The 26,830-nt window shown below is 61.4% G+C and carries 23 protein-coding genes; 12 read left to right on the top strand and 11 right to left on the bottom strand.

Features of this window, described 5'->3' with window-relative positions; all coding sequences use genetic code 11:
• Nucleotides 1-2,735 (bottom strand): carbamoyl-phosphate synthase large subunit (carB, locus tag B3M53_RS01435; protein WP_286799523.1); only part of this gene is annotated, 2,735 nt, incomplete at its 3' end.
• 263 nt (nt 2,736-2,998) lie between these two features.
• Between carB and B3M53_RS01440 the strand changes: the two genes are divergently transcribed.
• Nucleotides 2,999-4,948 carry an alpha/beta hydrolase family protein gene (locus B3M53_RS01440; RefSeq protein ID WP_286799524.1) on the top strand — a complete coding sequence of 650 codons (1,950 nt, stop codon included), beginning with the start codon at nt 2,999-3,001 and terminating at the stop codon, nt 4,946-4,948.
• Here B3M53_RS01440 and B3M53_RS01445 read toward each other — a convergent pair.
• The 4 genes from B3M53_RS01445 to carA all read right to left on the bottom strand — a co-directional run bounded on the left by B3M53_RS01445 (nt 4,945) and on the right by carA (nt 9,221).
• Nucleotides 4,945-5,577 carry a hypothetical protein gene (locus B3M53_RS01445; protein WP_286799525.1) on the bottom strand — a complete coding sequence of 211 codons (633 nt, stop codon included), beginning with the start codon at nt 5,575-5,577 and terminating at the stop codon, nt 4,945-4,947. The two genes, B3M53_RS01440 and B3M53_RS01445, sit on opposite strands and share 4 nt — an antisense overlap.
• A gap of 3 nt (nt 5,578-5,580) precedes the next feature.
• Complete coding sequence (locus B3M53_RS01450) at nt 5,581-6,153, bottom strand: hypothetical protein (RefSeq protein ID WP_286799526.1); 573 nt, start codon at nt 6,151-6,153, stop codon at nt 5,581-5,583.
• A gap of 269 nt (nt 6,154-6,422) precedes the next feature.
• On the bottom strand, nt 6,423-7,985 hold the full coding sequence (locus B3M53_RS01455) for a peptide ABC transporter substrate-binding protein (RefSeq protein ID WP_286799527.1): 1,563 nt from the start codon (nt 7,983-7,985) through the stop codon (nt 6,423-6,425).
• 60 nt (nt 7,986-8,045) lie between these two features.
• Nucleotides 8,046-9,221 (bottom strand): glutamine-hydrolyzing carbamoyl-phosphate synthase small subunit, encoded by a 1,176-nt coding sequence (carA, locus tag B3M53_RS01460; protein ID WP_286799528.1) that lies wholly within the window; start codon nt 9,219-9,221, stop codon nt 8,046-8,048.
• Nucleotides 9,222-9,427: 206 nt separating this feature from the next.
• On the opposite strand from carA, the gene B3M53_RS01465 reads away from it, so the two are divergent.
• The 6 genes from B3M53_RS01465 (at nt 9,428) to B3M53_RS01490 (ending at nt 18,507) form a co-directional block, all read left to right on the top strand.
• On the top strand, nt 9,428-9,895 hold the full coding sequence (locus B3M53_RS01465; RefSeq protein WP_160092175.1) for a GatB/YqeY domain-containing protein: 468 nt from the start codon (nt 9,428-9,430) through the stop codon (nt 9,893-9,895).
• A gap of 58 nt (nt 9,896-9,953) precedes the next feature.
• Nucleotides 9,954-11,792 (top strand): DNA primase, encoded by a 1,839-nt coding sequence (gene dnaG, locus B3M53_RS01470; protein ID WP_286799529.1) that lies wholly within the window; start codon nt 9,954-9,956, stop codon nt 11,790-11,792.
• Nucleotides 11,793-11,855: 63 nt separating this feature from the next.
• On the top strand, nt 11,856-13,901 hold the full coding sequence (rpoD, locus tag B3M53_RS01475; protein WP_022701578.1) for an RNA polymerase sigma factor RpoD: 2,046 nt from the start codon (nt 11,856-11,858) through the stop codon (nt 13,899-13,901).
• Nucleotides 13,902-14,042: 141 nt separating this feature from the next.
• Entirely contained in the window at nt 14,043-15,410 is a 1,368-nt protein-coding gene (locus B3M53_RS01480) for a mechanosensitive ion channel family protein (RefSeq protein WP_286799530.1), read from the top strand.
• A gap of 46 nt (nt 15,411-15,456) precedes the next feature.
• Entirely contained in the window at nt 15,457-15,915 is a 459-nt protein-coding gene (locus B3M53_RS01485) for a GNAT family N-acetyltransferase (protein ID WP_286799531.1), read from the top strand.
• Between the two features lie 111 nt (nt 15,916-16,026).
• Nucleotides 16,027-18,507, top strand: coding sequence for a KAP family P-loop NTPase fold protein (locus B3M53_RS01490; RefSeq protein ID WP_286799532.1), 2,481 nt, complete (start codon nt 16,027-16,029; stop codon nt 18,505-18,507).
• A gap of 32 nt (nt 18,508-18,539) precedes the next feature.
• On the opposite strand, the gene B3M53_RS01495 is transcribed toward B3M53_RS01490, so the two are convergent.
• Nucleotides 18,540-19,388 (bottom strand): methyltransferase domain-containing protein, encoded by an 849-nt coding sequence (locus B3M53_RS01495; RefSeq protein WP_160092172.1) that lies wholly within the window; start codon nt 19,386-19,388, stop codon nt 18,540-18,542.
• Nucleotides 19,389-19,487: 99 nt separating this feature from the next.
• Between B3M53_RS01495 and B3M53_RS01500 the strand changes: the two genes are divergently transcribed.
• A complete protein-coding gene (locus B3M53_RS01500) occupies nt 19,488-19,910 on the top strand; it encodes a secondary thiamine-phosphate synthase enzyme YjbQ (RefSeq protein WP_286799533.1) in 423 nt (140 codons plus the stop codon).
• Here the strand turns inward: B3M53_RS01500 and B3M53_RS01505 are convergent.
• Complete coding sequence (locus B3M53_RS01505; RefSeq protein WP_286799534.1) at nt 19,907-20,830, bottom strand: DUF4349 domain-containing protein; 924 nt, start codon at nt 20,828-20,830, stop codon at nt 19,907-19,909. The genes B3M53_RS01500 and B3M53_RS01505 overlap by 4 nt on opposite strands.
• A gap of 224 nt (nt 20,831-21,054) precedes the next feature.
• On the opposite strand from B3M53_RS01505, the gene B3M53_RS01510 reads away from it, so the two are divergent.
• Nucleotides 21,055-21,351 carry an aspartate decarboxylase gene (locus tag B3M53_RS01510; RefSeq protein WP_022701585.1) on the top strand — a complete coding sequence of 99 codons (297 nt, stop codon included), beginning with the start codon at nt 21,055-21,057 and terminating at the stop codon, nt 21,349-21,351.
• 58 nt (nt 21,352-21,409) lie between these two features.
• On the opposite strand, the gene B3M53_RS01515 is transcribed toward B3M53_RS01510, so the two are convergent.
• Nucleotides 21,410-22,204, bottom strand: coding sequence for a DUF3800 domain-containing protein (locus B3M53_RS01515; protein WP_160092169.1), 795 nt, complete (start codon nt 22,202-22,204; stop codon nt 21,410-21,412).
• Nucleotides 22,205-22,421: 217 nt separating this feature from the next.
• Nucleotides 22,422-23,258: a carbon-nitrogen hydrolase family protein gene (locus tag B3M53_RS01520; RefSeq protein WP_286799536.1), complete on the bottom strand. Its 837-nt coding sequence runs from the start codon at nt 23,256-23,258 to the stop codon at nt 22,422-22,424.
• A gap of 157 nt (nt 23,259-23,415) precedes the next feature.
• On the opposite strand from B3M53_RS01520, the gene panD reads away from it, so the two are divergent.
• Nucleotides 23,416-23,802, top strand: a complete 387-nt coding sequence (gene panD, locus B3M53_RS01525; protein ID WP_022701587.1) for an aspartate 1-decarboxylase — start codon at nt 23,416-23,418, stop codon at nt 23,800-23,802.
• A 91-nt stretch (nt 23,803-23,893) separates the two neighbouring features.
• Here panD and B3M53_RS01530 read toward each other — a convergent pair whose 3' ends face one another.
• Together B3M53_RS01530 and B3M53_RS01535 are read right to left on the bottom strand one after the other, a co-directional pair.
• On the bottom strand, nt 23,894-24,562 hold the full coding sequence (locus tag B3M53_RS01530; protein ID WP_022701588.1) for a protein phosphatase CheZ: 669 nt from the start codon (nt 24,560-24,562) through the stop codon (nt 23,894-23,896).
• Nucleotides 24,563-24,655: 93 nt separating this feature from the next.
• A complete protein-coding gene (locus tag B3M53_RS01535; protein ID WP_022701589.1) occupies nt 24,656-25,042 on the bottom strand; it encodes a response regulator in 387 nt (128 codons plus the stop codon).
• A gap of 138 nt (nt 25,043-25,180) precedes the next feature.
• Here B3M53_RS01535 and B3M53_RS01540 point away from each other — a divergent pair, with 138 nt between their 5' ends.
• Both B3M53_RS01540 and B3M53_RS01545 read left to right on the top strand, forming a co-directional pair.
• A complete protein-coding gene (locus tag B3M53_RS01540) occupies nt 25,181-25,621 on the top strand; it encodes a MaoC family dehydratase (protein ID WP_022701590.1) in 441 nt (146 codons plus the stop codon).
• Between the two features lie 3 nt (nt 25,622-25,624).
• The gene (locus B3M53_RS01545; RefSeq protein ID WP_286799537.1) at nt 25,625-26,557 is read left to right on the top strand and encodes a bifunctional riboflavin kinase/FAD synthetase; all 933 of its coding nucleotides are present in this window, start codon (nt 25,625-25,627) and stop codon (nt 26,555-26,557) included.
• Nucleotides 26,558-26,830 lie beyond the last annotated feature (273 nt).

Consider the following 26,830-nt stretch of genomic DNA (forward strand, 5'->3'; position numbering starts at 1 on the left):
ACGCCGGGGAAGCGCGAGAACGGCATCACCGCCTCTTTCACCGCGATATGGCGGCTGGGCATGGCCGGGGTCTCAAACTCTGACAATTTCGCGCCGGCCATCACCTTGGCGGCGATCTTGGCCACCGGCGCGCCGATGGTTTTGGCCACGAACGGCACGGTGCGGCTGGCGCGCGGGTTCACCTCGATGAGGTAGACCATGTTGTCCTTCACCGCGTACTGCACGTTCATCAGGCCTTTGACGCCGATGGCTTTCGCGAGGGCTTTCGTCTGGCGACGCAGCTCGCTGACGGTCTGGTCGGTGAGCGAGTGCGGCGGCAAGGAACAGGCGCTGTCGCCCGAGTGCACGCCCGCTTCCTCGATATGCTCCATGATGCCGGAAATCCAGACGTCCTCGCCGTCGCAGACCGCGTCCACATCCACTTCGGAGGCGTCTGACAGATAGCGGTCGAGCAGCAGCGGCGCCTTGCCCGACACATGCACGGCTTCGCGGATATAGCGGCTGAAGCTCTCGACATCGCGCACGATCTCCATGCCGCGACCGCCGAGCACGTGCGACGGGCGCAGCACCAGCGGGAAGCCCAGCTCCTCGGCCATGACGCGCGCTTCAGCTTCATCATGGGCGATGGCGTTGGGCGGCTGTTTCAGCCCCAGATCATCGAGCAGCGCCTTGAAGCGCTCGCGGTCTTCGGCCAGGTCGATGGCGTCCGGCGCGGTGCCCAGGATCGGCACGCCCGCCGCTTCCAGCTCCGGCGCCAGTTTCAGCGGGGTCTGGCCGCCATACTGGACCACCACGCCCAGCAGCTCGCCTGACTGCATTTCGGTCTCGATCAGCTCCAGCACGTCTTCGGCGGTCAGCGGTTCGAAATACAGCCGGTCCGCGGTGTCATAGTCGGTGGAGACAGTCTCGGGGTTGCAGTTCACCATGATGGATTCAATGCCCATCTCGGCGAAGGCGAAGGCCGCGTGACAGCAGCAATAGTCAAACTCGATTCCCTGGCCGATCCGGTTCGGCCCGCCGCCGAGAATGATCGCCTTTTTGCGATCCGTCGGCGCAGATTCGCACTCGCCGCCGCGCTCATAGGTCGAATACATGTACGGGGTGGGTGAGGCGAACTCGGCCGCGCAGGTGTCCACGCGCTTGTAGACGGGGCGCACGCCGAAGGTCTTGCGCAGCGCCTTCACTTCGGTCTCCTCGACCTTGGCGAGGGTTGCGAGGCGCTTGTCGGAGAAGCCCATGGATTTGAGCTTCAAAAGCTCATCGCCATTTTGCGGCAGACCCAGCATGCGCACCTGTTCTTCGGCGTGCACGATGGCTTCGATCTGGCGCAGGAACCAGGGCTCATACAGGCAGGCGCTCTGGATCCGCTCCACGCTCAGTCCTTCGCGGAAGGCCTGGGCGATCACCAACAGGCGATCCGGGGTGGGTTGCGACAGCGCCGCCAGCACGGCCTGATGGCGCGCGGCCTCGTCTTCAGCCTGATCGAGACCCTCGATCTCGATCTCGTCAAAACCGGACAGGCCGGTTTCCAGGCTGCGCAGGGCTTTCTGCACGCTTTCGGCAAAGCTGCGGCCCATGGACATGGCTTCGCCGACCGACTTCATGGAGGTGGTCAGCGTGGCTTTCGCGCCGGGATATTTCTCAAACGCGAAGCGCGGGATCTTGGTGACCACATAATCAATGGTCGGCTCAAAGCTCGCCGGGGTCGCGCCGCCGGTGATGTCGTTGTCGATCTCATCCAGCGTGTAGCCGACCGCCAGCTTGGCGGCGACCTTGGCGATGGGGAAGCCCGTGGCCTTGGACGCCAGCGCGGACGAGCGCGACACGCGCGGGTTCATCTCGATGACCACCATGCGGCCATCCTTGGGGTTCACGGCGAATTGCACGTTCGAGCCGCCGGTCTCCACCCCGATCTCGCGCAGCACGGCGATCGAGGCCGAGCGCATGCGCTGGTATTCCTTGTCGGTCAGGGTCAGGGCGGGCGCGACGGTGATGGAATCGCCGGTGTGAACGCCCATCGGGTCAATGTTTTCGATCGAGCAGATGATGATGCAGTTGTCCGCTTTGTCGCGGACCACTTCCATCTCGTACTCTTTCCAGCCCAGAACGCTTTCCTCGATCAGCACTTCTGTGACCGGGGAGTGATAGAGGCCCGAAGTGACGATCTCGCGGAACTCTTCAACATTGTAGGCGATGCCGCCGCCGGTGCCGCCCATGGTGAAGGAGGGGCGGATCACGACCGGCAGGCCCAATTCCTCAAGCACGATCTCGGCTTCCGCCATGGTGTGCACGGTGCGCGAGATGGGGCTTTCAAGACCGATGGAGTCCATCGCCACGCGGAAGCGCTCGCGGTTTTCCGCCTTGTCGATGACGTCGGCCTTGGCGCCGATCATCTCCACATTGAACAGCTCCAGCACGCCGCGCTTGTCGAGCTCCAGCGCGCAATTGAGCGCGGTCTGTCCGCCCATGGTGGGCAGCAGCGCGTCTGGGCGCTCCTTCTCGATCACCTTGGCGACCATTTCAGGCGTGATCGGTTCGATATAGGTGGCGTCGGCCAGATCAGGATCGGTCATGATCGTGGCGGGGTTTGAGTTCACCAGGATCACCCGGTAGCCCTCTTCCTTGAGCGCTTTCACCGCCTGAACGCCCGAATAGTCAAACTCGCAGGCCTGGCCGATCACGATGGGACCGGCGCCGATGATCAGGATGGACTGGATGTCTGTGCGCTTGGGCATGGCCGGCCTCTTAAACTGTTGCACGCGCGCGCGAAAACGCAGCCTCTGACAAGCCCGAAACGGGGTGGAGGCGGCGTGCGGCGCTGATGATGTACGCTGAAACCCGTGCTTAGACCGGAATCGGTCGCTTGGCGAGAGGCGATTGCGGTCACGTCCAGTAAAGGACGCTGCAGGCGCCTGCCCGCTGCGCCGCATGAGAGAAAAGGCCTTGAATTCTCTCCCGTGCGGGGAAAGTCTGGAGACTGAATCTCGGGGGGATCGTCATGAAGCAAACCGTGCTGAGCGCGTGTCTGGCGCTGATCGGGGGGCTGTGCGGTCTGTCGATCCAGGCTCACGCGCAGACTCTGGCGGACTTCGCGCAATTGCCTGAGGCCAGTCGTCCGATCGTATCTCCGGAGGGGCGCTGGCTGGCCTATGAATGCCATATAGAGGTCCGACCGTCGGTGTGCGTGTTCGATCTGCAGACGAACCAGCTGGCGCACGCCATGCCGGCGCCGGAGAACGCCTGGCTAGGCCGGACGTATTTCGCCTCCGAAGACTATCTCGTTGTGAATCTTTCCACCTATCTGACGCTGAGCACAGTGAGTGGTTTGCGCGATTATGAAGTGTCGCGCGCTCTGTCGCTCAGCCTGGAAAGCGGCGAGGTCGTCATGCTGATGGAGCGCGGACAGGGCAGCACCAACGCCACCGACCTGGCCTCGCTCAATCTGTCTGATCCTGACTCCATTCTCATCCAGATGACCTTTCTCAATGGGGCGGAGGGTCAGATCGGAACGCGTTTTGAAACCCGTGAGGGGTTTGAAAGCGGGCTGTTTCGCGTCGACCTTGCAACCGGCGATGATCGCAGGATTGACCGGTCCGATATCTTTGACCGGGTTCTGGACGCCCAGGGCGACGTGGTCGCTGAAATACACTTTGATCCGCTCAGCTATCTTTATGAGATCAAAGAGCCGGGCCGACGCGGCGCCGTCATTTACTCGGCCACCCATCAGAGCGATGCGCCTAGCGTGCTGGGCTTCATGGATGAAACCGGGTTCCTGGCATTCTTTCCGGGAGAGCGCGGCGGGTATCGCCGCATGGACCGGGTCAGTGGCGAGATCACGCGCCTTGAAAATATGACACTGGATACAGTCAGCGCGCCGATCTGGGATCGCCGCCAGAGATTGATGGGCTTTAACGGCGAGCGCGACGGCCAGAGCGCGCAGTTTTTCTTTGACGAGGATTTGGCGGCGGATGCGGCGTCCCTGACGCGAGCCTTGGGCGCGCCGGTTCAGATCGTCTCCTTCAGTGATGACCGGGACCTGCTGGTTCTGGCCATTGAAGAACCCTCCCGTCCGCGCGAATTCTTTCTCTATCAACGGTCGGCGCGAAATGTCTGGCCCTTCTCCGCCAGCTATCCCAGCCTGGCTGGGACCGCATTGCCCGCGCGTCGGCTGTATCGCTACGCCGCCTCGGACGGGCTGGAGATTGAAGCGGTTTTGACCACGCCGGCGGGCTGGAGCGAAGGTGCAGAGGCGCTGCCGCTTGTGGTGTTGCCCCATGGCGGACCGGCCGCCCGTGATGGTCTGGAGTTTGACTGGTGGGCCCAGGCCTATGCGGCGCAGGGCTATCTGGTGCTGCAGCCCAATTTTCGCGGCTCGCTCGGCTATGGGCTGGATTTCCAGCGCGCGGGATATGGCGAGTTCGGCGACCTGATGGTTCAGGACATCATTGACGGCGCGCGCGCCGTCAAGGCTGACGGGCTGGCGCGGTCGGGCGGCTATTGCCTGGCGGGCGGATCCTATGGCGGGTATGCGGCGCTGCGCGCGGCCATCATGGCGCCCGATGAAGTCGCCTGCGTCGTGGCGTTCGCGCCCGTGACCAACCCGGTCAGTCTTATGGGGCGTGAGCGCCGGAATGGCTCATTCATCGCTTATCATTTCTGGGAGCAGTATATGGGCGATCTGGTCTGGGATCAGGAGGCCTCTGATCGCGTTTCGATCCTGCGCAACGCCCAGACGCTGGACATGCCGATCCTGCTTTTGCACGGCACCCAGGACAGCATCGTTCCCATCGAGGCGTCGGACGCCCTGCGCCGCCAGTTGCGCGGCGCGGAGGGCTTTGAATATGTGAGGCTTGAGGGGGAGAGCCATTTTCTGGATTTGCCCGGCTCTCGCATGACCCTGCTCAACCGGTCAGTGGCTCTGTTTGATGAGGTGTTGCGCGCCGACTAGCGCGTCAGCTTCGCTAGCTCGCGCTGCATATTTTCGCGCGCCTGCGCTTCAAACCGCTCCTGATAGGCGGGCGTATGATACAGGCGCTCCCGCTCGAGCTGGCGGGTGAGAAACGCCGCACGGCCTTTTTTATAGGAATGCGGCAGCGCCCAGACATGTTCTGCGCGCACCTGCCGCGCATATTGGTCATAGGCGTCAGGATTGGCGCCCAAAACGGCGCAGTCCATGTCTAGGAACAGCGCGTCGTCGGCATCCGCCCCGCCGCCGGCAGGGTCAACGGTCGCCAGAATGAGGCTGTGCACCCGCGTCGCCAGCGCTTCATCCGCGCCCATGTCCACAAGCGCCGCCTGCGCCCAGTCGGCGCTGCGCTGCTCATTGTCGTTGCGCCAGCTCTTGTGGATCGCGTCATGAAACCAGGCGGCGTAGACCAGCCGCGGCAAGTCGGTGATCTGGTCCGCTTGCGCTTCGATTTGCTCAAACAGAACCGCCAGATGATCAAGGCCGTGATAGCGCCGCAGCCAGCCGGCATGGTTGGCGATCACGCGCTTGCCGGTTTTCAGCTGCCGATCCTCGAGGGCGAACCGAACGAGGTCCGCGCGCCAGAGCGTGAGGGCGAAATCGGGGGTCATGGTTTAGCTATAGGCCAGGAAACGGGCGAGCCTGTCGGACGCAGCCTGCGGATTCCGCGCGCCTTCGATCTGGGCCAGCAGGGCCGGAGACAGCGCTGTGTCATCCGCATCCGTCGTCGCGGCCGTTTTCGCACTGATCACAGTGGCCGATCCAGACTGTTGGGCGCTGACGCCGCGTTTGTCGTCATTCTCTTCGGCTTGTTGAACCGTTTCTCCCGTCGCGCCTCCCGACAGTGCGTCGGTGTCTGTCAGATTGGCGCTGCCGCCATCCACGCTGGTGGCGCCATTCGCGGGTTGTGACCCGGTTTCGCTGTCACGGTCACCCATGGGATTGGCTTGCGCGAAATTCTGCAGATCGAGCAAAGCGGCGAACAATTGCGACGACAGGCTTTCATTGATCTTGCCTGCCTTTTCTTCGCGGTTCAGCTCAGGCGCTGCGGCGGCCTGTTCGTTCTCTCGGGCGTCTTCGGGCTTTTTGGTGGGATCGGGCAGCGCCATCTCGCCCAGGGCGGCGCCCCTGGCGTGCTTGGTGTCCCAGGGTGTCCATGAGGGGCCGGTAATGGCGCTGGCGCTCATGTGTCTTCTCCTGACGTCTCGTTCCCGAAGGCCGGGTCACAGGTTGCGGCCGGTCGGTCTTGCCGTCCAAATCTGCATATCGGCAGTTTCTTCCGCCTTCAGCTCGCCTCTCACGGGGCAGCGCCGCCGCTTTGCTGCGGCGCTGAGCGCCTTGTCATACAAGCGCTCTTCAGACAATTGAGCCGGGGCTGGGCTCTATAGCGTCCCGTCCGTATTCGCATGTCCGGGGAAATGATGTGCAACGCTTGTGCCGCGCACGCGCGACAGGCCTAGCGCAATTCCAGATCCCGCCAGAGCTGAGGCTGGATGTCTTCAGGGGCGCGGGTGCGGTCCGAGATCAGCCAGTAGGCGCGCTCATGCACCAGCGGGATGTTCGGCATGGCCTCCAGGAAAATCGTTTCCGCGCGCCGGAACTGCACCGCTCGCTCTTCGGGGTCGATCATGGCGTAGGCGTCCGCCATCAGCGCGTCGAAACTCTCGCGTGCTGCGCCAGACCAGTTGGTATTGTCAGCGAAGCCGTTGCGGGAGAAGGGTTGCAGCATGAAGTCGGGATCCGATTTCAGACCGCGATCAAAGCGGGCCAGCGCCACATCGAAATCCCCGGCGTCCACCGCCTGATAAAGATCGAGCGGATAGCTGGCGAGCAGCTCGCCCTCCACGCCGATCCGTGACCAGTCGTCCAGGATTGCGATGGCCAGTCGGTCGCGGTCGCCGGCGGTCGCACGCACGGTCAGCCGCAAAGGCGATTGCGCTGTGAAGCCCGCTTCGGCCAGCAAGGCGCGGGCGGCGTCAGGGTCCGGGCGCGGAGGCGTATAGGCGTCACCGTGTCGGGGAATCACCGTGTCGCTTGATTGCGCCTCGCCATTGAAGAAATGCGTGTTCAGGAACGCCCGGTCGAGCCCCAGGCTCAAGGCGCGCCGAACCCGTGGGTCGCTCAGATAGGGCTGGGCGCAATTGAGCTTGAGATAGGTCAGGATCGGCGCCGGATAAGCGTGCAGCTGATCGCCCACCGTCTCGCGCAGAAAGCCGATCTGGTCGGTTGGCGGGCGCTCGGCCAGGTCATAATCGCCGGCCCGGAACCGCCTGGCGCGGGCGGAGGGGGTGTCGATCACATCCACGCTGATGGCGTTGACCTTGACGCTGTCGGCGGCAGTGAAACGCGGGTTTTTCACCAGCTGCAAAGACAGCGCTTCGTGGCGGTCCAGCACGTAAGGTCCGGCCGAGACCCAGTGTTCAGGCCGGATCCAGTCATCAGGATACGCTTCGACCTGATGGCGGGGCAGGGGGTAGAATTCGCGCATCAGCACCGGGAAATTGCCCACTGGGCGGTCCAGCTCGAACACAACGGTGCGCGGGTCAGGGGCGCTGACGGCGATGGTGTCGGGATGACGCTCGCCCGCTAGCGCTTCGCGCGCGCCGATCACGGCGAAGAAGTCGCCCAGATCCGCAAAGCCCGTGGTGGGATCCACGGCGCGCCGGGCGGTCCAGACCACATCGTCCGCGGTCAGGGGCGCGCCGTCCGACCAGACCAGGTCAGGCCGCAAGGTGAAGCGCCAGACGCGCGCATCCTCGCTGCGCCAGGTCAAGGCCAGCCCCGGCGCCAGACCGCCAGAGGGCGCGTATTCGGTCAGCGGGGCGTGCAGCTGCTTGTACAGAAGCGCGGCGGAGGCGAACTGGCCGCGCAGCGGGTCCAGGCTGTCTGGCTCGGTTTCGATGGCGACGCGAAGCAGATCATCCGGCGTTGACCCGGCGCCCCCACAGGCGGAGGCCGCAAGTCCCGTCATCCCCGCCAAACCTGTGACCAGCGTCTGCCGCCGTGTCAGCTTCACCATGGGCCCCTCCCCGTTTCACGCGGGAAGACTAGCATTGCGCCAGGCAGAGCCGCCAGTGGCTTAACCGGCCTTCAGCCCGCCCACAAAGCTCTCAAAGACCTTGAAGCTGTCTTGCGGGCCTGGGCTGGCTTCGGGGTGGTGCTGCACCGCCCAGACCGGCTTGTCGGTCAGCTTGAAGCCGCAATTGGTGCCGTCAAACAGCGAGACATGGGTCTCGACCGCGCCCTCGGGCAGGCTGTCGCGATCCACGGCGAAACCGTGGTTCATGGACACGATCTCCACCTGACCGGTCTCGATGTTTTTCACCGGATGGTTCGCGCCGTGATGGCCCTGAACCATCTTCTGGGTTTTTGCGCCAAGCGCCAGCGCCAGCATCTGATGGCCCAGGCAGATGCCCAGAACCGGCACGCCGGCCTCGATCACGCCGCGAATCGTCTCGAGCGCGTATTCGCCGGTGGCGGCGGGGTCGCCGGGACCATTGGAGACGAGAACGCCGGCGGGGTTGAGTTTGAGGACATCCTCTTTGCTCGCTCTGCCCGGCACGACTTGTACGCGGGCGCCGGCGGAGACCAGGCGGCGCAGGATGTTGGCCTTCACGCCATAATCGAGCACCACAACCAGCGGGCCGTCTTCGGGGCCTTTGGCGAAGCCTTCCGACCAGCCCCAATCGCCGTCTGTCCAGTCATTGGCCGCGTCGCAAGCCACCGCGCCCGCCAGCTCGACGCCTTCCATGGGCGGGGCGTTCTTGGCTTGGGCTTTCAGAGCGGAGATATCGAGCTTGCCGTCGCGGGCATGGGCGATGGTGGCCATGGGCATGCCGGTCTCGCGGATGCGGCGGGTGATGGCGCGGGTGTCGACGCCCGTGATGGCGATGATTTCGCGCGCCGCCAGCCATTCGTCAAAGCCGGTCTCGGCCCGCCAGCTGGCGGGCGGGGTGATCTCTTCGCGGCTGACCATGCCCACGGCCGCCTTGCGGGCGATGGCGCTTGCCGCTTCCTCGTCTTCGGCGTTGGCGCCCACATTGCCCACATGGGGGAAGGTGAAGCACACGATCTGGCCCGCATAGGAGGGATCGGCCAGGATTTCCTGGTGTCCGGTCATCGCGGTATTGAAACAGAGCTCGGCGACGGCGGAGCCGGTCGCGCCGGCTCCCGTCCCGTAAAACACTGTACCGTCAGCCAGAATCAGAGCGGCGGTCGCCCATTCGGGCTGGATATCCGATGATGGTGATTGCATCGGCACTTGATTCTTGACTGCTTCCGGCATAGGTGCTCGCCTCCTGACACGCGCGGGGCCGCGAGCTGGGCTCCAGCGGCGGGCGGTTAAACGCGCGGAACGTAGGCGAGCGGCGAGGCCGGGTCAAGCAAAAGGCCGCGCTGCAAATTCTTGTAATTTCAATGGCTTGGCGCTTATCTGCAGCGCCGCCGCAAATAGGTGCCCTCATGTCGCTTCGCGACCGCATCCTCTCTGACCTCAAAGACGCCATGCGCGCTCAGGATAGCACGCGTGTCTCCACGCTGCGTCTCATCCAGGCCGCCATCAAGGATCGCGACATCGCCGCGCGTCAGGAAGACCGCTGCGATGGCTGCGACTTGCCTGAAATCCAGGCGATCTTGCAAAAGCTGCTCAAGCAACGCGAAGAGAGCGCTGAGACGTATGAAAATGCGGGTCGGCTTGATCTCGCCGAGCGCGAACGCGCGGAAGCCGAGATCGTCAGCTCTTACTTGCCGGAACCCATGAAGCCCGCCGAAATCGCCCAGGCCGCCCAATCCGTGGTCAGCGAGCTTGAAGCGGGAGGTCTGAAAGACATGGGCCGCTGCATGGCGGCGCTTAAAGAGCGCTATACCGGCCGCATGGATTTCGCCAAGGCCGGCAAGGAAGTGAAAACTTTGCTGCAAGGTCAGGCTTAGGCTCCTAGCCGTCTGACCCGGGCCGGTTTATGCTGTCGGGCTGGAGGATGTTCAGTTCGTGGCGATTCCCGACGGTTTCAAAGACGAGATCAAGACGCGCATCCGCCCATCCGAGCTGATCGGGCGTACGGTGCCGCTCAAGCGGCAGGGCCGCGAGTTCGTCGGACTGTCTCCGTTCAAGAAAGAGCGCACGCCCTCGTTTTTCGTCAATGACGAGAAGGGCTTCTACCATTGCTTCGCCAGCCAGGAGCATGGCGACATCTTCACCTGGCTTCAGAAAACCCAAGGCCTGAGCTTCATGGAAGCGATCGAGGCCCTGGCTCAGGAAGCCGGGCTGGAAGTGCCGCGCATGGAGCAGCGCGACCCCCAGCAAGAACAGCATCGCAAAACTCTTCTCGACTGGATCGCGCTCGCTCAGGAGTATTTCACACGCTCTCTTTATGCGCCAGAAGGCGAAGAGGCGCGGCTTTATCTGGAACGCCGCGGGCTCAGCCGATCCGATATGGAGCGCTTTGGTCTGGGGTTTGCGCCCGATAATCGCCGCGGCCTGACCCGTGCGCTGATCCAGAAGGGCGCGAGCGCGCAAGACTTGTCGGACGCCGGCCTGTCGATCCTGCCCGATGATGGCGGCGAGCCTTATGACCGGTTTCGCGGCCGGGTGATGTTTCCCATCAAGGATGCGCGCGACCGCCTGGTGGCCTTTGGCGGCCGGGCGATGAGCAAAGACGTCCGGGCGAAATACCTCAACTCGCCCGAGACCGAGTTGTTTCACAAAGGCTCTCTGCTCTATCGCTATCCCGAAGCGCGCGCCTTCGCCCATGATCCCAAGGTGAAGGCCAAGGGCCTGATCGTGGCGGAAGGCTATATGGACGTGATCGCCTTCGCCCGCGCCGGGTTGGGCCAGGCCGTGGCGCCGCTCGGCACGGCGCTCACGGAAAACCAGCTGCGTTTATTATGGCGCGCCGGACCGGAGCCTGTGGTGTGTCTGGACGGCGACGCCGCAGGCACGCGGGCAGCGGCGCTGGCGGCGGAACGCGCGCTGGATTTGCTGGAGCCGGGGCGCACGCTGCGCTTTGTCTTTCTGCCCGATGGCCAGGACCCCGACGATCTGTTGCGCGAGCGCGGCGCCCAGGCGCTCAAGGACGCCATCGATGACGCCAAGCCCTTGATCGACGTGTTATGGCGGCGTGAAGTGGAGCTTGAACCACTGGATGACCCGGACCGCCGCGCGGGTTTCCGTAAACGGATCAAGGCGCTGGTCGCCAAGATCAAGGATCCCGACATCAAGGCGGAATACCGCGCCGAGTTTGATGTGCGCATCGACGCGCAGTTCGGGCGTACGCCCCAGGCCGGGTTCCGACCGGATCGAAACCGGGGCGGATATACAGGGCGCGGCGCCGGTCGGCGCTTCATGCCACTGCAGCCGCCCACCGCGGAACTGGTGGCGCAGCGCAAGCACAAATCGCCGTCTGCGCCCTTGCGTCAGCTGCTTCTGGCGGTGATCGAACACCCCGAAATCGCTGAGGCCGAGGCCGAGACTTTGCTGCAAATCTCGTTCGGAACGCTTGACAGCCTTAGGGACGCGATTCTAGACGCGTGTTTCTCTGGGGAGTCTCTGCCTGTCGGCGGACTGCGCGATGCGTTGTCTCGACGGGGTTTCGGCCCCCAACTGACACGGTTGGCTGTGGACAAAGCGCCCATGCGCGCCAGTCTTGGGGGGAGTGAGGCGGATGCTGACAGCCGGCTTGAGGCTTGGCGCAGGCTTTCGGCTTCTTATATGGAAAGAGTTGCGCAAGACGCTCAGGACCGACCAAGACACGCCGACTTCTTTGAAGAGGGTGATTCTGACGCCCTCAAAAATTACCTCGTCGCGGAGCGGCGGGGTCGACAGCGCTAGCGCGCGCCTACGCCGCCCTTTGTGCGCGCAGCCAATGAAATCCTCCGGGAGCATGATCACCGAATGAGCAAAGCCGCCGCTGAAAACGCTGAAGCGACCTCTGAAAATCAGGACGGCCCGCTGCTGGACCTGACTGATCAGACCGTCAAAGCCATGATCAAAACCGCGAAAAAACGCGGTTATGTGACCCATGACGAGCTGAACAAGGTCCTGCCGAGCGAAGAATTCAGCTCCGAGCAGATCGAGGACATCCTCGCCCAACTCTCCGAGATGGGGATTACGGTCGTGGATTCCGAAGAGGATGCGGACACCGACGCGTCCGGCGCCGAGGCTGATGACGAGGAGGACGAGGAAAAGTCCACCGCCGTCACCAAGAAAGCCAAGGCGGACGTCGTCGCCGGTCAGAACACCACCTCGGCGCAAGACCGCACCGACGACCCGGTGCGCATGTATCTGCGCGAGATGGGTTCGGTCGAGTTGTTGTCGCGCGAGGGCGAGATCGCCATCGCCAAGCGCATCGAGGCGGGCCGCAATGCGATGATCCGCGGGCTGTGCGAAAGCCCGCTGACCTTTGAAGCCATCATGGTCTGGCGCGACGAGCTGCGCGAAGGCCAGGTCCTGCTGCGTGACATTATCGACCTGGACGCCACCTATGGCGGCGTGCGTGAAGACGCTACGGCGGTGTCTGAAGATGATGAAGACGGCGAAGGCGAGGGTGACGAGGCCAAGGCCGATGACGCCGACGCCAAAACCGATGATGAGTCCTCTGACAGCGAAGACGGCGAAAAAGCCGAAGGCGAGTCCGAAGGCGACAGCGACGACGATGATGATGATGACGGCGCGAACATGTCGCTTGCCGCCATGGAGGCCGAGCTGCGCGACGGGGTCATGGAGACCCTGGACGCCATCGCCACCGATTTCGACGTCTTCCGTCAGCTTCAGGACCGTCTGGTCTCCTCGCGCCTGTCCGGCAAGCATCTGAGCGACAAGGACCAGGCCGCCTATGACGATGTGTTCGAACGCATCGTGGCGAACCTCAATTCGCTGCACCTGAACAACGCCCGGATCGAGGCGCTGGTCGAACAGCTGGACGCCATCAACAAGAAACTGATGGGCCTTGAAGGCAAGCTGTTGCGCATGGCGGAAGCCCATGGCGTGCCGCGCACGGACTTCCTCAAATCCTATCAGGGCCATGAGCTTGATCCTGACTGGCTGAAAGACATGTCCGGCAAGACCAAGGCCTGGACGCGTTTTGTCGAGCGTGAAGAGAAAGAGGCGGGCGAGCTGCGCGAACAGATCGCCACTCTGGCTCAGGAATCCGGCGTTCCGATCGATGATTACCGCCGCATCGTCGCCACCGTTCAGAAAGGCGCTCGCGAAGCCCGCGTCGCCAAGAAGGAAATGGTGGAGGCCAACCTGCGTCTGGTGATCTCCATCGCCAAGAAATACACCAATCGCGGCCTGCAATTCCTCGACCTCATCCAGGAAGGCAATATTGGCCTGATGAAGGCGGTGGATAAGTTCGAATATCGCCGCGGCTACAAGTTCTCCACCTACGCCACCTGGTGGATCCGTCAGGCCATCACCCGTTCGATCGCCGACCAGGCGCGCACCATCCGTATTCCGGTGCACATGATCGAGACGATCAACAAGATCGTGCGCACCAGCCGTCAGATGCTCCACGAGATCGGCCGCGAGCCGACCCCGGAAGAGCTGGCGGAAAAGCTCTCCATGCCGCTGGAAAAAGTGCGCAAGGTGATGAAGATCGCCAAGGAGCCGATCTCCCTTGAAACCCCGATCGGGGACGAGGAAGACAGCCATCTGGGCGATTTCATCGAGGACAAGAACGCGGTTCTGCCCATCGACGCTGCGATCCACTCCAACTTGCGCGAAACCACCACTTTGGTGCTCGCCTCGCTCACCCCGCGTGAAGAGCGCGTGCTGCGCATGCGCTTCGGCATCGGCATGAACACCGACCACACTCTGGAAGAAGTGGGCCAGCAGTTCAGCGTGACCCGCGAGCGGATCCGCCAGATCGAAGCCAAAGCCCTGCGCAAGCTCAAGCACCCGAGCCGCAGCCGCAAGCTGCGCTCCTTCCTGGACAGCTAGAGCGCTGCCGACAGACAGCCCCGAAAAGCCCCACTGGAAACAGCGGGGCTTTTTGCTGTTCGGGGCGCAACCAATGGGGCGGCGGGGCGTTTGGTTCTGAAGCGCCTTTTCTTTTCCTGCGCCCTGCGCAAATCTTGCCGGATGAACCCTCTGCCCCTGTTCCGCTCTCTCGTCCTGTTGATCCTTCTGACGAGCGCCTGTGCGCTGTGTCCAGAGACTGCGTTCGCGCAAGCCGAAGGCGGTGAGGCGGGCGGCGAGATCGCGCTTGAGACCGATGCGCCGTCCGACGCCGCCATCGCGCAACGCATCGCCACGATCTTTGGCGAGATCGACACCCTGTCCGGGGTCGAAATCAGTGTTGAGTCAGGCGTCGTCACCCTGACGGGGGAAACCCTGACCGCCGACGCCGCCAGCCGCGCCGAGGCGCTGGCGCTTCGGGTCGAGGGCGTGGTGACGGTGGAGAACCGGATCGACCGTGATCTGTCGGTCTCCACCCGCGTCGCGCCCGCCATGGGCGGGCTGGAGACGACACTGCAGGATCTCGTGCGGATCATTCCGCTGCTGGCCTTGGCGATGGCGGTGTTTCTGGTCCTTGGCGGGATCGGCTGGCTTCTGAGCCGCTGGGACGGACTGTGGCGGTTGCTCGCGCCCAACAGCTTTGTGGCCGATCTTCTGGGCTCCACGGTGTTCAGCCTGTTTGTGGTGTTCGGACTGGTGTCGGCGCTGACCTTGCTGGACGCCACGGCGTTTCTCGGGGCGCTCTTGGGCGCCGCGGGGGTGATCGGTCTCGCGGTCGGGTTCGCGGTCAAGGACACAATCGAGAATTACATCGCCTCGATCATGCTGTCGGTGCGTCAGCCGTTCCGCCCCAACGACCATGTGGTCATAGACGGGCAGGAGGGGCGGGTGATCCGTCTCACCTCGCGCGCCACCGTGCTGATGACGCTGGAGGGCAATCATCTGCGCCTGCCCAATGCGCTGGTCTTCAAGGCGGTCATTCTCAACTACACCCGCAATCCCGAGCGCCGGTTTGATTTTGTTCTCGGCGTCGACCCCGAGGATGATCCTCTGTCTGCGGTCGAGACCGGCCTTGAGGCGCTCAAGGCTCTGAAGTTCGTCATGACCGAGCCGGACCCGGCGGCGGGCATTCGCGAAGTGGGCGATTCCACCATCAACCTGTTCTTCTCCGCCTGGATTGACCAGACCGCAGCCGATTTTCTCAAATCGCGCTCGGTGGCCATTGCAACCGTCAAGGCGGCGCTCGATTCTGCCGGCTTCACCTTGCCCGATCCGACCTATCGCCTGCGGATCGACAGCGGGTCGCTGCCGACGGCGGCGAAGCCAAAACCTGCGCCCGACACAGACCGCGCACCCGTACGACCTGCTAAGACGCCGAGCGCTGAGATCACAGACGTCGCGCCGGACACCTCGCTGGCCGAACGCGTCGAGGAAGAGCGCCGGGAGACCCAGGCGGGCGACCTGCTCTCCGAAGACGCGCCGAGCGAATAGGCGGGGACGCTCCCTCGGCCTCACCTCACATAGCAAAGGATAGACTATGAGCCAGTCAGATCTGACCGTCCGGGCCGCGCGCCCGCGCGACGCCGCGGCGATCGCCCGTCTGTCGCGCGAACTCAATGAAGTCGTGGGCGATTCAACCGAGCACTGCACGCCCGATAACATCAAGACCACCCTGTTCGGTCACGACGCCAGCTTTCATGTGCTGGTTGCGTCGGCCGCGGATGGCGAGCCCATCGGCTATGCGGTTTGGCACGCCTATTACGATAGCGGGCATGGCGGCGCCGGCGCCTGGCTGGCCGAGGTTTGCGTCGGCAAGGCTGGTCGCGGCGAGGGCGCCGGCCGGGCGCTGTTTGAAGCCGTGGTCGAGGATGTGCGCGAAAGCCCCGCCACCTTCCTGATGTGGACCAGCTCTGAAACCGAAGCCGCCGAAGCGCTCTATGAAAGCTCGGGCGGTTTCGCGAAACCCGTCAGGCGCTGGGAGCTGAACGGGCTTTAAGTAGGAAGTGCAGCGAGATGCCGCTACTGTATTTTATTTTTACATCCGCTTGAGTGGCCTTAATAGGCGAAAACCCTTAGCTGTGAATCAATCCATGGTTCGGAAAACGCTATGAAAAATGATATGGCTGGCCTCTCGTCTGGTGACATGAAACATACTGCAATTCTGTTGCAAAGTTTGAGTCCAAAACAAATTGAAATGATTGCGCTGAGGAATGCGGCGCGAATTATGCCTTTTTATTCAATTTACTCAAAAGATTTCAATGTAATATATGCGTGGAAGGATCATATGCTATCCCTTTTTAAGGTGATTTTGTGTATGAGGGCCGTTGGCGACGGAAAATATATAAAAAATATCGCAATTGATCTAATGAATACTTCTAATAATGTTTCAGCATTTCTTTCGGGCGCAGAATTGCAAACATTTCAGTCGATATCAAACTGCATTATAGGTTCCGTTAATGTAATCGGAGGAAATAAAGTTTCAAGTTTGGTGTCATCGTTTGGAAGTGCAATTTCATTAAATAGAAATTATTTCCCGGACAGAACTGAAATAATGTCTTTTATAGAAAGGGATATAGCGCATGCAAATTCTAAAAACAAAGATATTGAAAATGAACTATGGTCTGAAATTCCAAATTGGCTATTTTCTGACTTAAGTCAAATAAAGAAATATTTATCTAGTATTGACGGTTTCGAAGCGTGGAGTGTTATTTATTCGGAATTTGCGGGCATTGGTGTTGGGAATAAATTATTCACTAAAGAAGTAACTGAATTACTTCTGAGCAAGGGTGTAAATTTCTGGCGGGTTAGCGATCAACGTCCTGCTTCGAAAATTATGCGCGAAATCTGTGATTCTGTCGGTTTGGGGGCGCAGAACTCTGAAGCCATTTCTTCATCCATATCAGCACCTAAAGATAATGATTTTATACTAGGCCAATCTTTATTGAGTGATGATTCAAATCTGACTCCTGCTGATCTTAAGCCTGAGCAAGTGCCGCAGCAAAATTCATATGATCCTGAACCTAAGGCCTCAGAGAAAAGATCTAGCCAAGTTTTTAGCGATCAAGCTGATATCCAGCACGACAACCCCACGCTGAAAGACGAGCTGGGGCGGTCGCCCTTTGTGGAGGTGATGGTGGATCGGCTGCAAAGCCTGCATGCAGATCAGCTCAAGCGCGGGCAGGGTTTCGCGATCAATCTTCACGCGCCCTGGGGGGCGGGTAAATCCACCATCCTGAAAATGATGGAGGCGCGTCTGACCACAGATCGGCGCTTTAAGGATCGCTGGATCGTGGTCAATTTCAACGCCTGGGAAAATGAGCGCCGCCGTCCGCCCTGGTGGGCGATGTTGGAGGCGGTCTATAGGGGAATTTGTGACGGGCTTGGGTTTAACTGGCGTGCAGGTTTGATCTTTGCAAGATGGGCGCGCTTCAACTTCATGGGCAATGTTTTTCCCGTTTTAGTCGCAATAGGTGTGGCTGCAGCGTGTACTTACTTGGTCTGGACGCTCGGTCTTGAAAATAATGCGGGCAAAGTCATCACAAGTGTTATCACAGCGCTAGTGACCTTGGCTGGGACCGGGTTTCTAGTCGCACGCGGACTAGTTTTTGGGTCCAAGCAATACGCCGAACAACATGAGGTGATGACTCGCGATACACTGGGGCGCGTTCGCAAACTGTTCAAAAGCTTGATCGACATCACGGACCGTCCGCTTTGTATCATGATCGACGATTTGGACCGGTGTGACGCGGACTATCTGGTGGAATTGCTTGAAGGCATTCAGACCGCATTCCGGCATCCCAATGTGGTCTATGTGGTGGCGGCGGATCGCAAATGGATCAAATCGGCCTTTGAGCACCGCTATAATGACGCCTTCGCTCAGGTGGAGGGCATGGGCCAGCCGCTGGGGTATCTCTTTCTGGAAAAGATTTTCCAGCTTTCCACGCCGTTGCCCGCTCCTTCACACAACGCACAACGCAGATACTGGCAGAAATTGTTGGGTGAGGATGGGGAGGCGCAATCGCTCTCGCCTCAGCCCACGGCGGAGGACTTGCGACAATTGCGCCAGCAAGCGGAATCGCGGATCGAAACGGCAGACACCTATGAAGAGATCGAGGCTATCGTCGAACAATCTGAAGCGTCTGAAGATTCAGAAGCCTTGCAGGATGAAATCCGATCAGCCGCCTTTGAACGCGCGAGCCGATCGGAAACTATTGAGCGCGAAGCTAAACACCGTCTAGCGCAGCTCTCCACCATTATTCCGTTCAATCCGCGCAATATGAAACGCTTGCTGAACACCTACACGCTGAGGGTGGGCGAGGGCTTCTCTGGCGGAGTGAAGCCGGAAGTTCTGGCGCGCTGGGTGGTTCTGGAACACAGCTATCCTGAACTGACGGACCTGCTGGCCGAACAGCCTGATCTCGCCAGGCACTTTCAGGAAGAGGCAGATAAGCTGGAGGGTTTACCGCCTTTGGTGCAGCAATGCCGGGATCGGAAACAGGTGTCCGAGATTTTCTGGAAGACGGTTGAAGGCGTGTCAGCTCCCCTGACCGTGGAGGATGTGCGCAAGCTGACCCGCTCCATGGTCTAAAGAAGGCGGCCTGACCTGCTGGCGCTAGGTCTTTACCCGCAGCACGACCCGCTGCTGGGCGCATGCGGGGAGGGCAGGGTGAACGGATCGCCCGTCTCCTGACGCGGGGCGTCATTGGCCGGGGCCGGGCGTAGCTCGACCGTGGCGGAGACGAATTTGAGACCGTCCAGTTTCTCGATCAGGGCGTCATCACTGATCGCCAGCGGGCGGTGATCGACGAGCTCCGGCGCGTCAAAGCCGGTGTCCTCGGCGATGGCGAGAAAATCTGACCAGGCCAAAGCGCCAGCCAGGCATTCGCCATAGAGCACCGGGTCGGTGCGCAGGTCTTCCGGCACGGCGCGCTCGGCGTAGACATCCGCGAAATGCATCACACCGTCAGGCTTCAGAAGATGACGCACGCCCGCAAACACCGCCGGTTTGTCAGTGGAGAGATTGATCACGCAGTTTGAGATGATCAGATCAAAGCTGCCCGCTTCAAGGTCGAGCTGGTCGAGCGCCTCGATATAGCCCTTGAGGAAGCGGGTGTTGGGTTTGGCATAGCCGAAGCGATCGGCGTGCCAGGTCTCATGCTCAAGCGCGACGGCAAGCTGGTTGTCGGTCATGTCGACGCCGACGACTTCGCCGGTTTCGCCCACCAATTGGGCCAGCAGGAACACGTCGCGCCCCGTGCCGCAGCCCAGATCGAGCACGCGCTTGCCTGTGATGCCCTCGGGCGCGATCAGGCCGCAGCCATAGTATTTGTTCGCCACCTCGGGATGGATGTTTGTCAGCGCGTCACGGATATGGGGTTCGGGCGCGGAAATCTCGCAGCAGGCGTCTGATTTCAGATCGCCGCTCGATTGCAGCACGTCGCCATAATAATCCCGAACCTGTTCGCGCATGTCTGACCTTCCAAGCCGCCGCTGAATTGATGCGGGACTGTTTCAGATTTACCCCTGAGGGTCGAGACACAGACTGGTGAGGCTGAAGGAGACGCGCATATGCCGCAGACGATGCTGGAGATCGAAACCCGCGGGCCGGGGCTTTACGAGGTTACCCGCGAGGCGGCGCGGTTCGTGGCGGCGTCCGGCATGGAGGAGGGGCTTCTGACCTGTTTCGTGCGCCACACTTCGGCGTCCGTAGTGATCCAGGAGAACGCCGACCCTGACGTGCAGCGCGATCTGCAGGCGTTTTTCGCGCGGCTGGTTCCGCGCTCGGATGATCCGTCGATGGCTTGGCTCAGCCACACCACCGAAGGCCCGGACGACATGCCCGCCCATATCAAGTCCGCGCTGACGGCGGCTTCAGTGGGCGTGCCGGTCAGCGGCGGCCGGTTGATGCTCGGAACCTGGCAGGGGCTCTACCTGTTTGAGCATCGAGACCGGCCGCATGTCCGGCAGATGGTGCTGCACCTTTCGGCCTAGCTCGCCGCTTTCTTCCGGCGCAGCAGGCGACGGAAGCCGATGACGACGCCGGAGATCACCGGCACTGCGATCACCAGCCAGGGCAGGGCGCCGGCGAGGAACAGGATCAGGCTGGCGACGGAATTGGCGAACACCTCGCCCATTTCCTTGAACGCGCGCCCGATGGGATTGAAGGTTTCAGGCTCCACCACCTGACGCTCGGCCTGATAGTTCAGCGTCAGCATGGAGGTGTTCACCCGCTGGCGCAGGGCGGCCAGAACGCTCGCCTGGGCGTCGAGACTGGCCTGCACGTTCGCGAGCTCCCGCTCCACCGCCAGCAGATCACTGAGATCGCCGTCGCGGGTTTCCAGAAGCTGTTGCAAGCGGTCGCGCAAAGTGGTCTGGGCCGCAACGCGCGCGGCGGTGTCGACAATGCGCGTGGTCAGATCCTCGACCGAGGTCTGGTCTGACAGCACCTGACCGCCCAGCTCTTCGGTCTCGCCTTCAAGCCCGGCGCGGAACTCCACGATCCAGTCCGGCGCGGCGCGCAGCTGCAGATAGGCGCTGGGGCGCGGCCCGTCGGCGTTGTTCACCTGAGCGCGGATCACCTGGCAGGTCGCGGGACTCGCGGTCTGACACGCCGCCACATGGCCGGCCTGTGTGGCCGCCAGAACCTCGCCCGGCAGCTCCAGGCTGGTTTGATAGGTGTAGGCCAGCAAGGGCGCTGAGACGTCCTCTGGCGCGGTCTGAGCGGCGCCGGAGCCTGAGGCCGTCACGGCCTCTGACCGGGCGCGCATGGGGGCGGGGGCCGCCTGCGGGGCCTCCATCATCGCCATGTCATCGACCATATAGCCTTCGGAATCGGTGGTGTAGCTCGATTGTTGATCGCAGCCGACCAGCGCGGCGCTGGCGATCAGTATCAGTCCTGTGGTCCGAACCATGTGGTCTCTCCCCTCAATTCGCCCGTGTGAACCTTATCATGCGCAGAGCCTAGCTGAACCGGAGTTGAAAGGGCGCGGCGATTTCAAGGCGATTGCGAGGCGGCCCTTGCAGCTCCTTCGGTCAGCGCCTGCGTCAGTTCGGCGGGTGCGCCCGCGCCGCTATTTGCTAGTCTGGATGAAAGCGCGGCGCTCTGATTCGCGCCGCCTCGCCAAGGAGCTCGCCCATGACCACCGCCCCGCTCGGATCCAAAGCCAATCCCAGCAAACACGATTGCCTGCCCGACCTCGCCGATGACGAGCCCTATTTCGTCATCCGCGCCGACGACCCGCTGGCCAACGCGCTTGTGGAGCTGCACGCCTATATCGGCGCGGGCCAGGCGGGCGCCGCCCATAACAAGCTGGCGGAAATCATGGAACTGACCCGCGAACAACCGCCGCGCCCCGCCGGCAGCCCCAAATACCGCGAAACCTTCGCCATCTCCCTGTCCATGGAAGCCTGGCGCGGCCAGCACCCGAAATAGGGGGCTCTGACTCTTTATGTGAGGGGGCGCAGCTGTCAGCGAACTCTCTGACTTTCCGCTATTCAGGTGTCATGGAATGGAAGAGCTGAGCGGCTTCGTCCTCTAATTCGAGGTCGCGCACGCTGTGGACGCAATACAGCCCAGCGCCTAACGCCTTCGCCGTTTCCGGGTTTCCGAAGAACCGTGGGGAGAGCTCGCGCAGGTAGCGAGGCTCTACGATACCGAAGTTTCTTTCAGTTTTGTCGACACACTTGTAGAGAGCATGAGCAACGAGATCGGCTATACAAAGTGCAGGGTGCTCATTTTTCTCTATTGAGTAAATGCGGTCCGCAGAGATATTGCGGAGCTGTTTGGTTGATTCATGAAGGGGGCTGTCTTGGCAGCGGCGTATAAGGTTCGCTAGGGCATCGTAATCGACGTTTGCTCTCTCGAATACAATATCAAGCTGATGCGGCATAAGGGATCGGTTCCCCATAAACCAACCAACGCGCTCTAATAGGTATTGAGCGCACTTATTATAATACTTGCGGGGATTATCCTTGATTGCAGTTTTGTAAGGGCCGAGAGTTTTCTTTTTAGAGATTGCTCCGAAGAAGCGAACTTTTTCTTTGGCCATGCTTTTTGCGAAAAATAGAAGCTCAAAATGCTTCAAATTGGAGCAGTGCAATTCCTGCTTTCCAATTGTCTTTTTTACTGACTCTACACACTCAGACAAACTATCTAGATGCGCGTTAGGCACGATCACGGCGCCCATCGTCATATAAGGTGACGCGCCAGGCTGCTCTGCGTCTCGAACCCTAGCGATGCCGGCTTCGCCGCTTTCGTCGATGAAAAGCGTATAACCATGCGCCATGGACTGCCCTTCCACTTGAGGTGGTGGATAAAGCTACCGGGAGAGAGGTGGAATGCAAGTGGATCAATTTAAGTAATTGAAAGCGAATGTTTCTTTGACAGCGGCATAAAGGATGAAAGTGCGGTTGAGCGCGTCACATCTCGTCGCGATACCGTCCCGAAATATCCGCTTTCGGAGTCTAACGGCACCAATCACCACACCTCACCAAATCACCCCCTCACGACACCCCCACAGGCTCTTCAGCGCCCGGCTTCAGCCAGTCTTGCAGTTCGGCGAGCCAGCCGGCTTTTCGGGCGATCTTGAGGCGGTGTCTGGGGTCACACTCGGCGATCAGGATCTGTTCGTCGCTGCCGGCGCGGGCCAGTAACGCCCCGTCGGGGCCGGCGATGACGGAGTGGCCGGCATAGGCCTGGCCGTCTTCGGTTCCGCAGCGATTGGACATGGCGGCGTAGACCGAATTCTGCATGGCCATGACGCCGATCTCGCTGGCGAAGAGATCGAGATTTTCATGGGCGAGATTGCAGGCGGGGGTGGCGATGATCTCCGCGCCTTTCAGCGCGCAGGCGCGCCAGCTTTCAGGGAAATGCCGGTCATAGCAGATCACCACGCCGACGCGGCCCACAGCAGTGTCATAGACCTCAAACCCCTCGCCATGATCGTAATAGTCTTTCTCCCAGAAGCCGTCGAACTGGGCCACATGGACCATCTCGCTGACGCCGAGCACCGCGCCGTCCGCATCAATGACAGGCGAGGCGTCAAAGCGGCGGCCGTCGCGGGACATGTAAAGATTGGCCACGGTGACGAGCTTGTGGGCGCGCGCCAGCTCTGACAGGCGTTTGAGGGCGGGGTGAGCGCGGTCCATCAGGTATTGCGCGGAGGGGTCATCCTTGGCGGGGGCGCGGCGCTTGGGGAAGAAGGGGCTGAGCTGCAGCTCGGGGAAGACCACCAGCCGCGCGCCCGCCTCGGCGGCCGCTTTCATCAGCCGTTCGGCGGTGTCGAGATTGGCGTCGATGTCTGGCGCCATGGCGTGTTGCAGGACCGCGATTTTGAACATTTCTGATGTGCCCCCGGAGCGCTTGAGGCCAGCATGGCCTTAAAAAACGCACATGTGAAACCTATCTGACAAATATGTCAGTGAAGGTTGGGCTGTAATTTCTTCACCGATAGCGTATACCGCAGTGCAACAGACTCATTTTCATGACGAGGGCGGCATGCAACTCACCATGATGAAGACCAAGCTTCACCGCGCCGCGGTGACGCAAGCGGACCTTCACTATGAAGGCTCCATCTCCATCGACCAGGACCTGCTGGAAGCGGCGGGCATTCTGGTCAATGAGCAGGTGGATGTCCTGAACATCAACAATGGCGAGCGGTTCACCACCTACGCCATCTCCGCGCCGCGCGGCTCCAAGATGTTCGGCATCAATGGCGCTGCGGCGCGTCTGGCCCAGCCGGGCGACCGCATCATCGTGGTGGCCTATGCGGGCATGGCGGCGGAAGAAGCGCGCCAGTTCGTCCCCACTGTGGTGCTGCTGGACGAGAACAATGACGTGGTCAGCGTCGAAGAAGGCTCCGGCCGCAAGCTCGACGCCGCCTAGTTCAGGCCGGGTGAAACACGAAAAAAAGCCCCGCCGGGATCCGGCGGGGCTTTTTTCATGCGTGGATCAACACGCATGGCGTCTAAAAAAGTTAGTCAAACAATGCGTCGATGGAATCCTGGTCCATGGCCAGAAGGTCATCGACATTGTCCTGACCCACTTCCGGTCCGCCAATGGCCGGGCCGTTGAGGTGGAGCTTGGCTTTGCGCTCTTCCTCGGCCTTTTCGTTGGCGGTGGCCTCGGCGTCGTTCACGCCCATGGTCTGGGCGAAGCGCGCCACCCGCTCTTCGATATGCTTGAGCGAGCTGACCACTTTGGACACGCGTTGACCGGTGAGATCCTGGAAGGAGCAGGCCTCGATGATTTTGGTCATCGAATCGGAGACCTCCATCTTGTAGGCGTCCAGATCTTCCGTTTCGCTGCACATGAGCGTTTCAGCTTCGCTCATGATGGTTTCCGTCGCCCGTTCGGTGTCGGCGATCAGCGCTTCCAGTTCGGCGCCCGCGCCCGGAAGCCGGGAATCGCGGATGTCGTTGGGGCGCAGATGCGCGATTTCATCACGGGTTTTCGCGATGTAATCGGCGATGGAATTGAATTCGGCGTGGATCGACTTGTCCAGGGACCCGAAAAACATCTGCATGGTGTCGGTGAGCTGCTGCGCCATGCGCAACACCTCGATCAGCTGTACGTTTTCGAGATCGGAAACTTTCACCGACTCCAGAGACTGGCGTACCCGTGCGGCGACTTCTGCGGCAGGCATGTCGGTCTTCCTTTCACTCCAGCCCTAGCGGGACTTCAACAGCACCACCCCTAACGACGTGTTAGTCATGAGGGGCGGGACGAAGCCCTCGCCCTAGAATTCGCCGATGACGGCGGTCATCTTGGCTTTTAGCGTTCCGGCGTTGAACGGTTTCACGATATAATTGTTCACACCGGCTTTTTTCGCTGCGATCACGTTCTCGGTTTTGGATTCCGCCGTGACCATGATGAAAGGCGTGGCCTTGACGGATTCGTCAGCGCGCACTTTCTGCAGCAGTTCATAGCCGGTCATCGGCTCCATATTCCAGTCGGAGATGACCAGGCCATATTTTTTCTTCTTCATCTTTTCAAATGCTTCGGTCCCGTCCGAAGCTTCGTCCACATTCTCGAACCCGATCTGCTTGAGCAGGTTCTTGATGATGCGAACCATGGTTTTGTAATCGTCCACCACCAGGATCGGCATCGTCATTTCGACAGCCATGACCCTTCCTCCATCCAATTAACGACCATAGCTGAACCCCTCAAAGCTCCTGATTGAGGGCTCAGTACAAAACTGACAGTAGACAAGCGCGGTCAAAATTCGGTTAAACACGCGCCGCAAGTGGAAAGGCAGTGACACATGAGTGATTTTGAGGGCTACGGCATCAACGAGCTGGAAGTGGGGCAATCTGCTGAAATCACGCGGCTCGTGGATGATAATACGGTGAAGCAATTCGCCGAGGTTTCCGGTGATTTCAACCCGCTGCATATGGATGAAGCGTATGCAGCCCGCTCTCCGTTTCGGGGCCGGATCGCCCATGGCGCGCTGGTGGCGAGCTTTATTTCCTGCGTTCTGGGCAATCATCTGCCGGGGCCGGGCGCCGTGTTCGCAGGGATGACGATGCGGTTTGAACGTCCCGTGCGGATCGGCGATACCGTGATCGCGCGCGCCACTGTCACAGAGGTGGACATCAAGGCGCGCCGGGTGAAACTCGCCTGTGTGTGCGAAGTGGAAGGCCAGACCTGTATGGAAGCCGATGCTGAAGTGATTGTCCGCAAACGCCGCAAGAGCACGGCGTAAGGCGTGTCGGTTTATCACGGCTATACGGACCTGCCCGAGGTGTCGCGCGGCTGCGTGGCGGCGCTGGGCAATTTTGACGGCGTGCATCGCGGCCATCGCGCCGTGATCCAGACCGCCTGCGCGTTCGCCAAAACGCTGGACGCGCGCTGCGCCGGGGCGGTGTTCAGCCCGCATCCGCGCCAGGTCTTTGCGCCGGATGCGCCGCCCTTCCTGTTGATGAACGACCATCAACGCGCCCGCGCTTTGAAAGACGCGGGCGCTGAAGCGGTGTTTCATATCCCGTTTTCAAAGGCGATGGCCGCCATGACGCCCGATGAGTTCGTGCGCGAGGTGCTGGCTGAGGGGCTTGGCCTGAGAGGCGTGGTGACCGGCGCGGATTTCTGTTTCGGCAAGGACCGGGCGGGCGATGCGGCGGCGCTGAAGGCGCTGGGCGCGCGCTATGGCGTCGCGGTGACCATCGCTGAAGCGGTCAATCTGGACGACGCGTCGGGCAAGATTTCCTCGACCAATGTGCGCAACGCCTTGCGCGAGGGCGATGTGAAGACCGCTGCGGCGCTGCTGGAGCGTCCTTTCGCCATTGAGGGCGTGGTGTCCAAGGGCGATCAGCGCGGGCGGCTTCTGGGCTTTCCGACAGCCAATATCGGCCTGGGCGAGTATCTGCGCCCCAAATTCGGCGTCTACGCCGTGCGCGCGCACCTGCCGTCAGGCGACAGTGTCGCCGGCGTCGCCAATCTGGGCTCTCGCCCGACCGTGCAGGGGACCGAGGCGCGGCTTGAGGCGCACTTGTTTGACTTTGAGGCCGACCTTTACGGGCAGACCCTGGAAGTCGATCTGATCGACTTCATCCGCTCCGAGCAGAAGTTTGACGGGCTGGACGCGCTCAAGGCGCAGATCGCCGCGGATAGTGCGACGGCGCGGGAGATGCTGGGGGTTTAGATTCCGTTCTAACGCTGAAACCCCGGCCAAGCGTAGCGCAGAGCCGGGGCCTCCATCNNGGCGCTTAAAGCGGAGGTAGGTCCCGGGTCATCGCTTCGCTCGCCCGGGAATTCAGGCATCCTCCCGCCGGAAAAACCGCACGACCGTGTCGCCCGCTTCCAGCGTGTCGATCAGCTCCCAACCGGGCGCGTCGACCTCGACGCCCTTGCGCTCTTCGAGCACGGCGAGCGCGTCGTCTGTCACCCAGGCGCCCTCAATGAGTTTGGCGAGGGC

Source organism: Oceanicaulis sp. UBA2681, from assembly GCF_002354675.1.
GTDB classification, from domain to species: Bacteria; Pseudomonadota; Alphaproteobacteria; order Caulobacterales; family Maricaulaceae; genus Oceanicaulis; species Oceanicaulis alexandrii.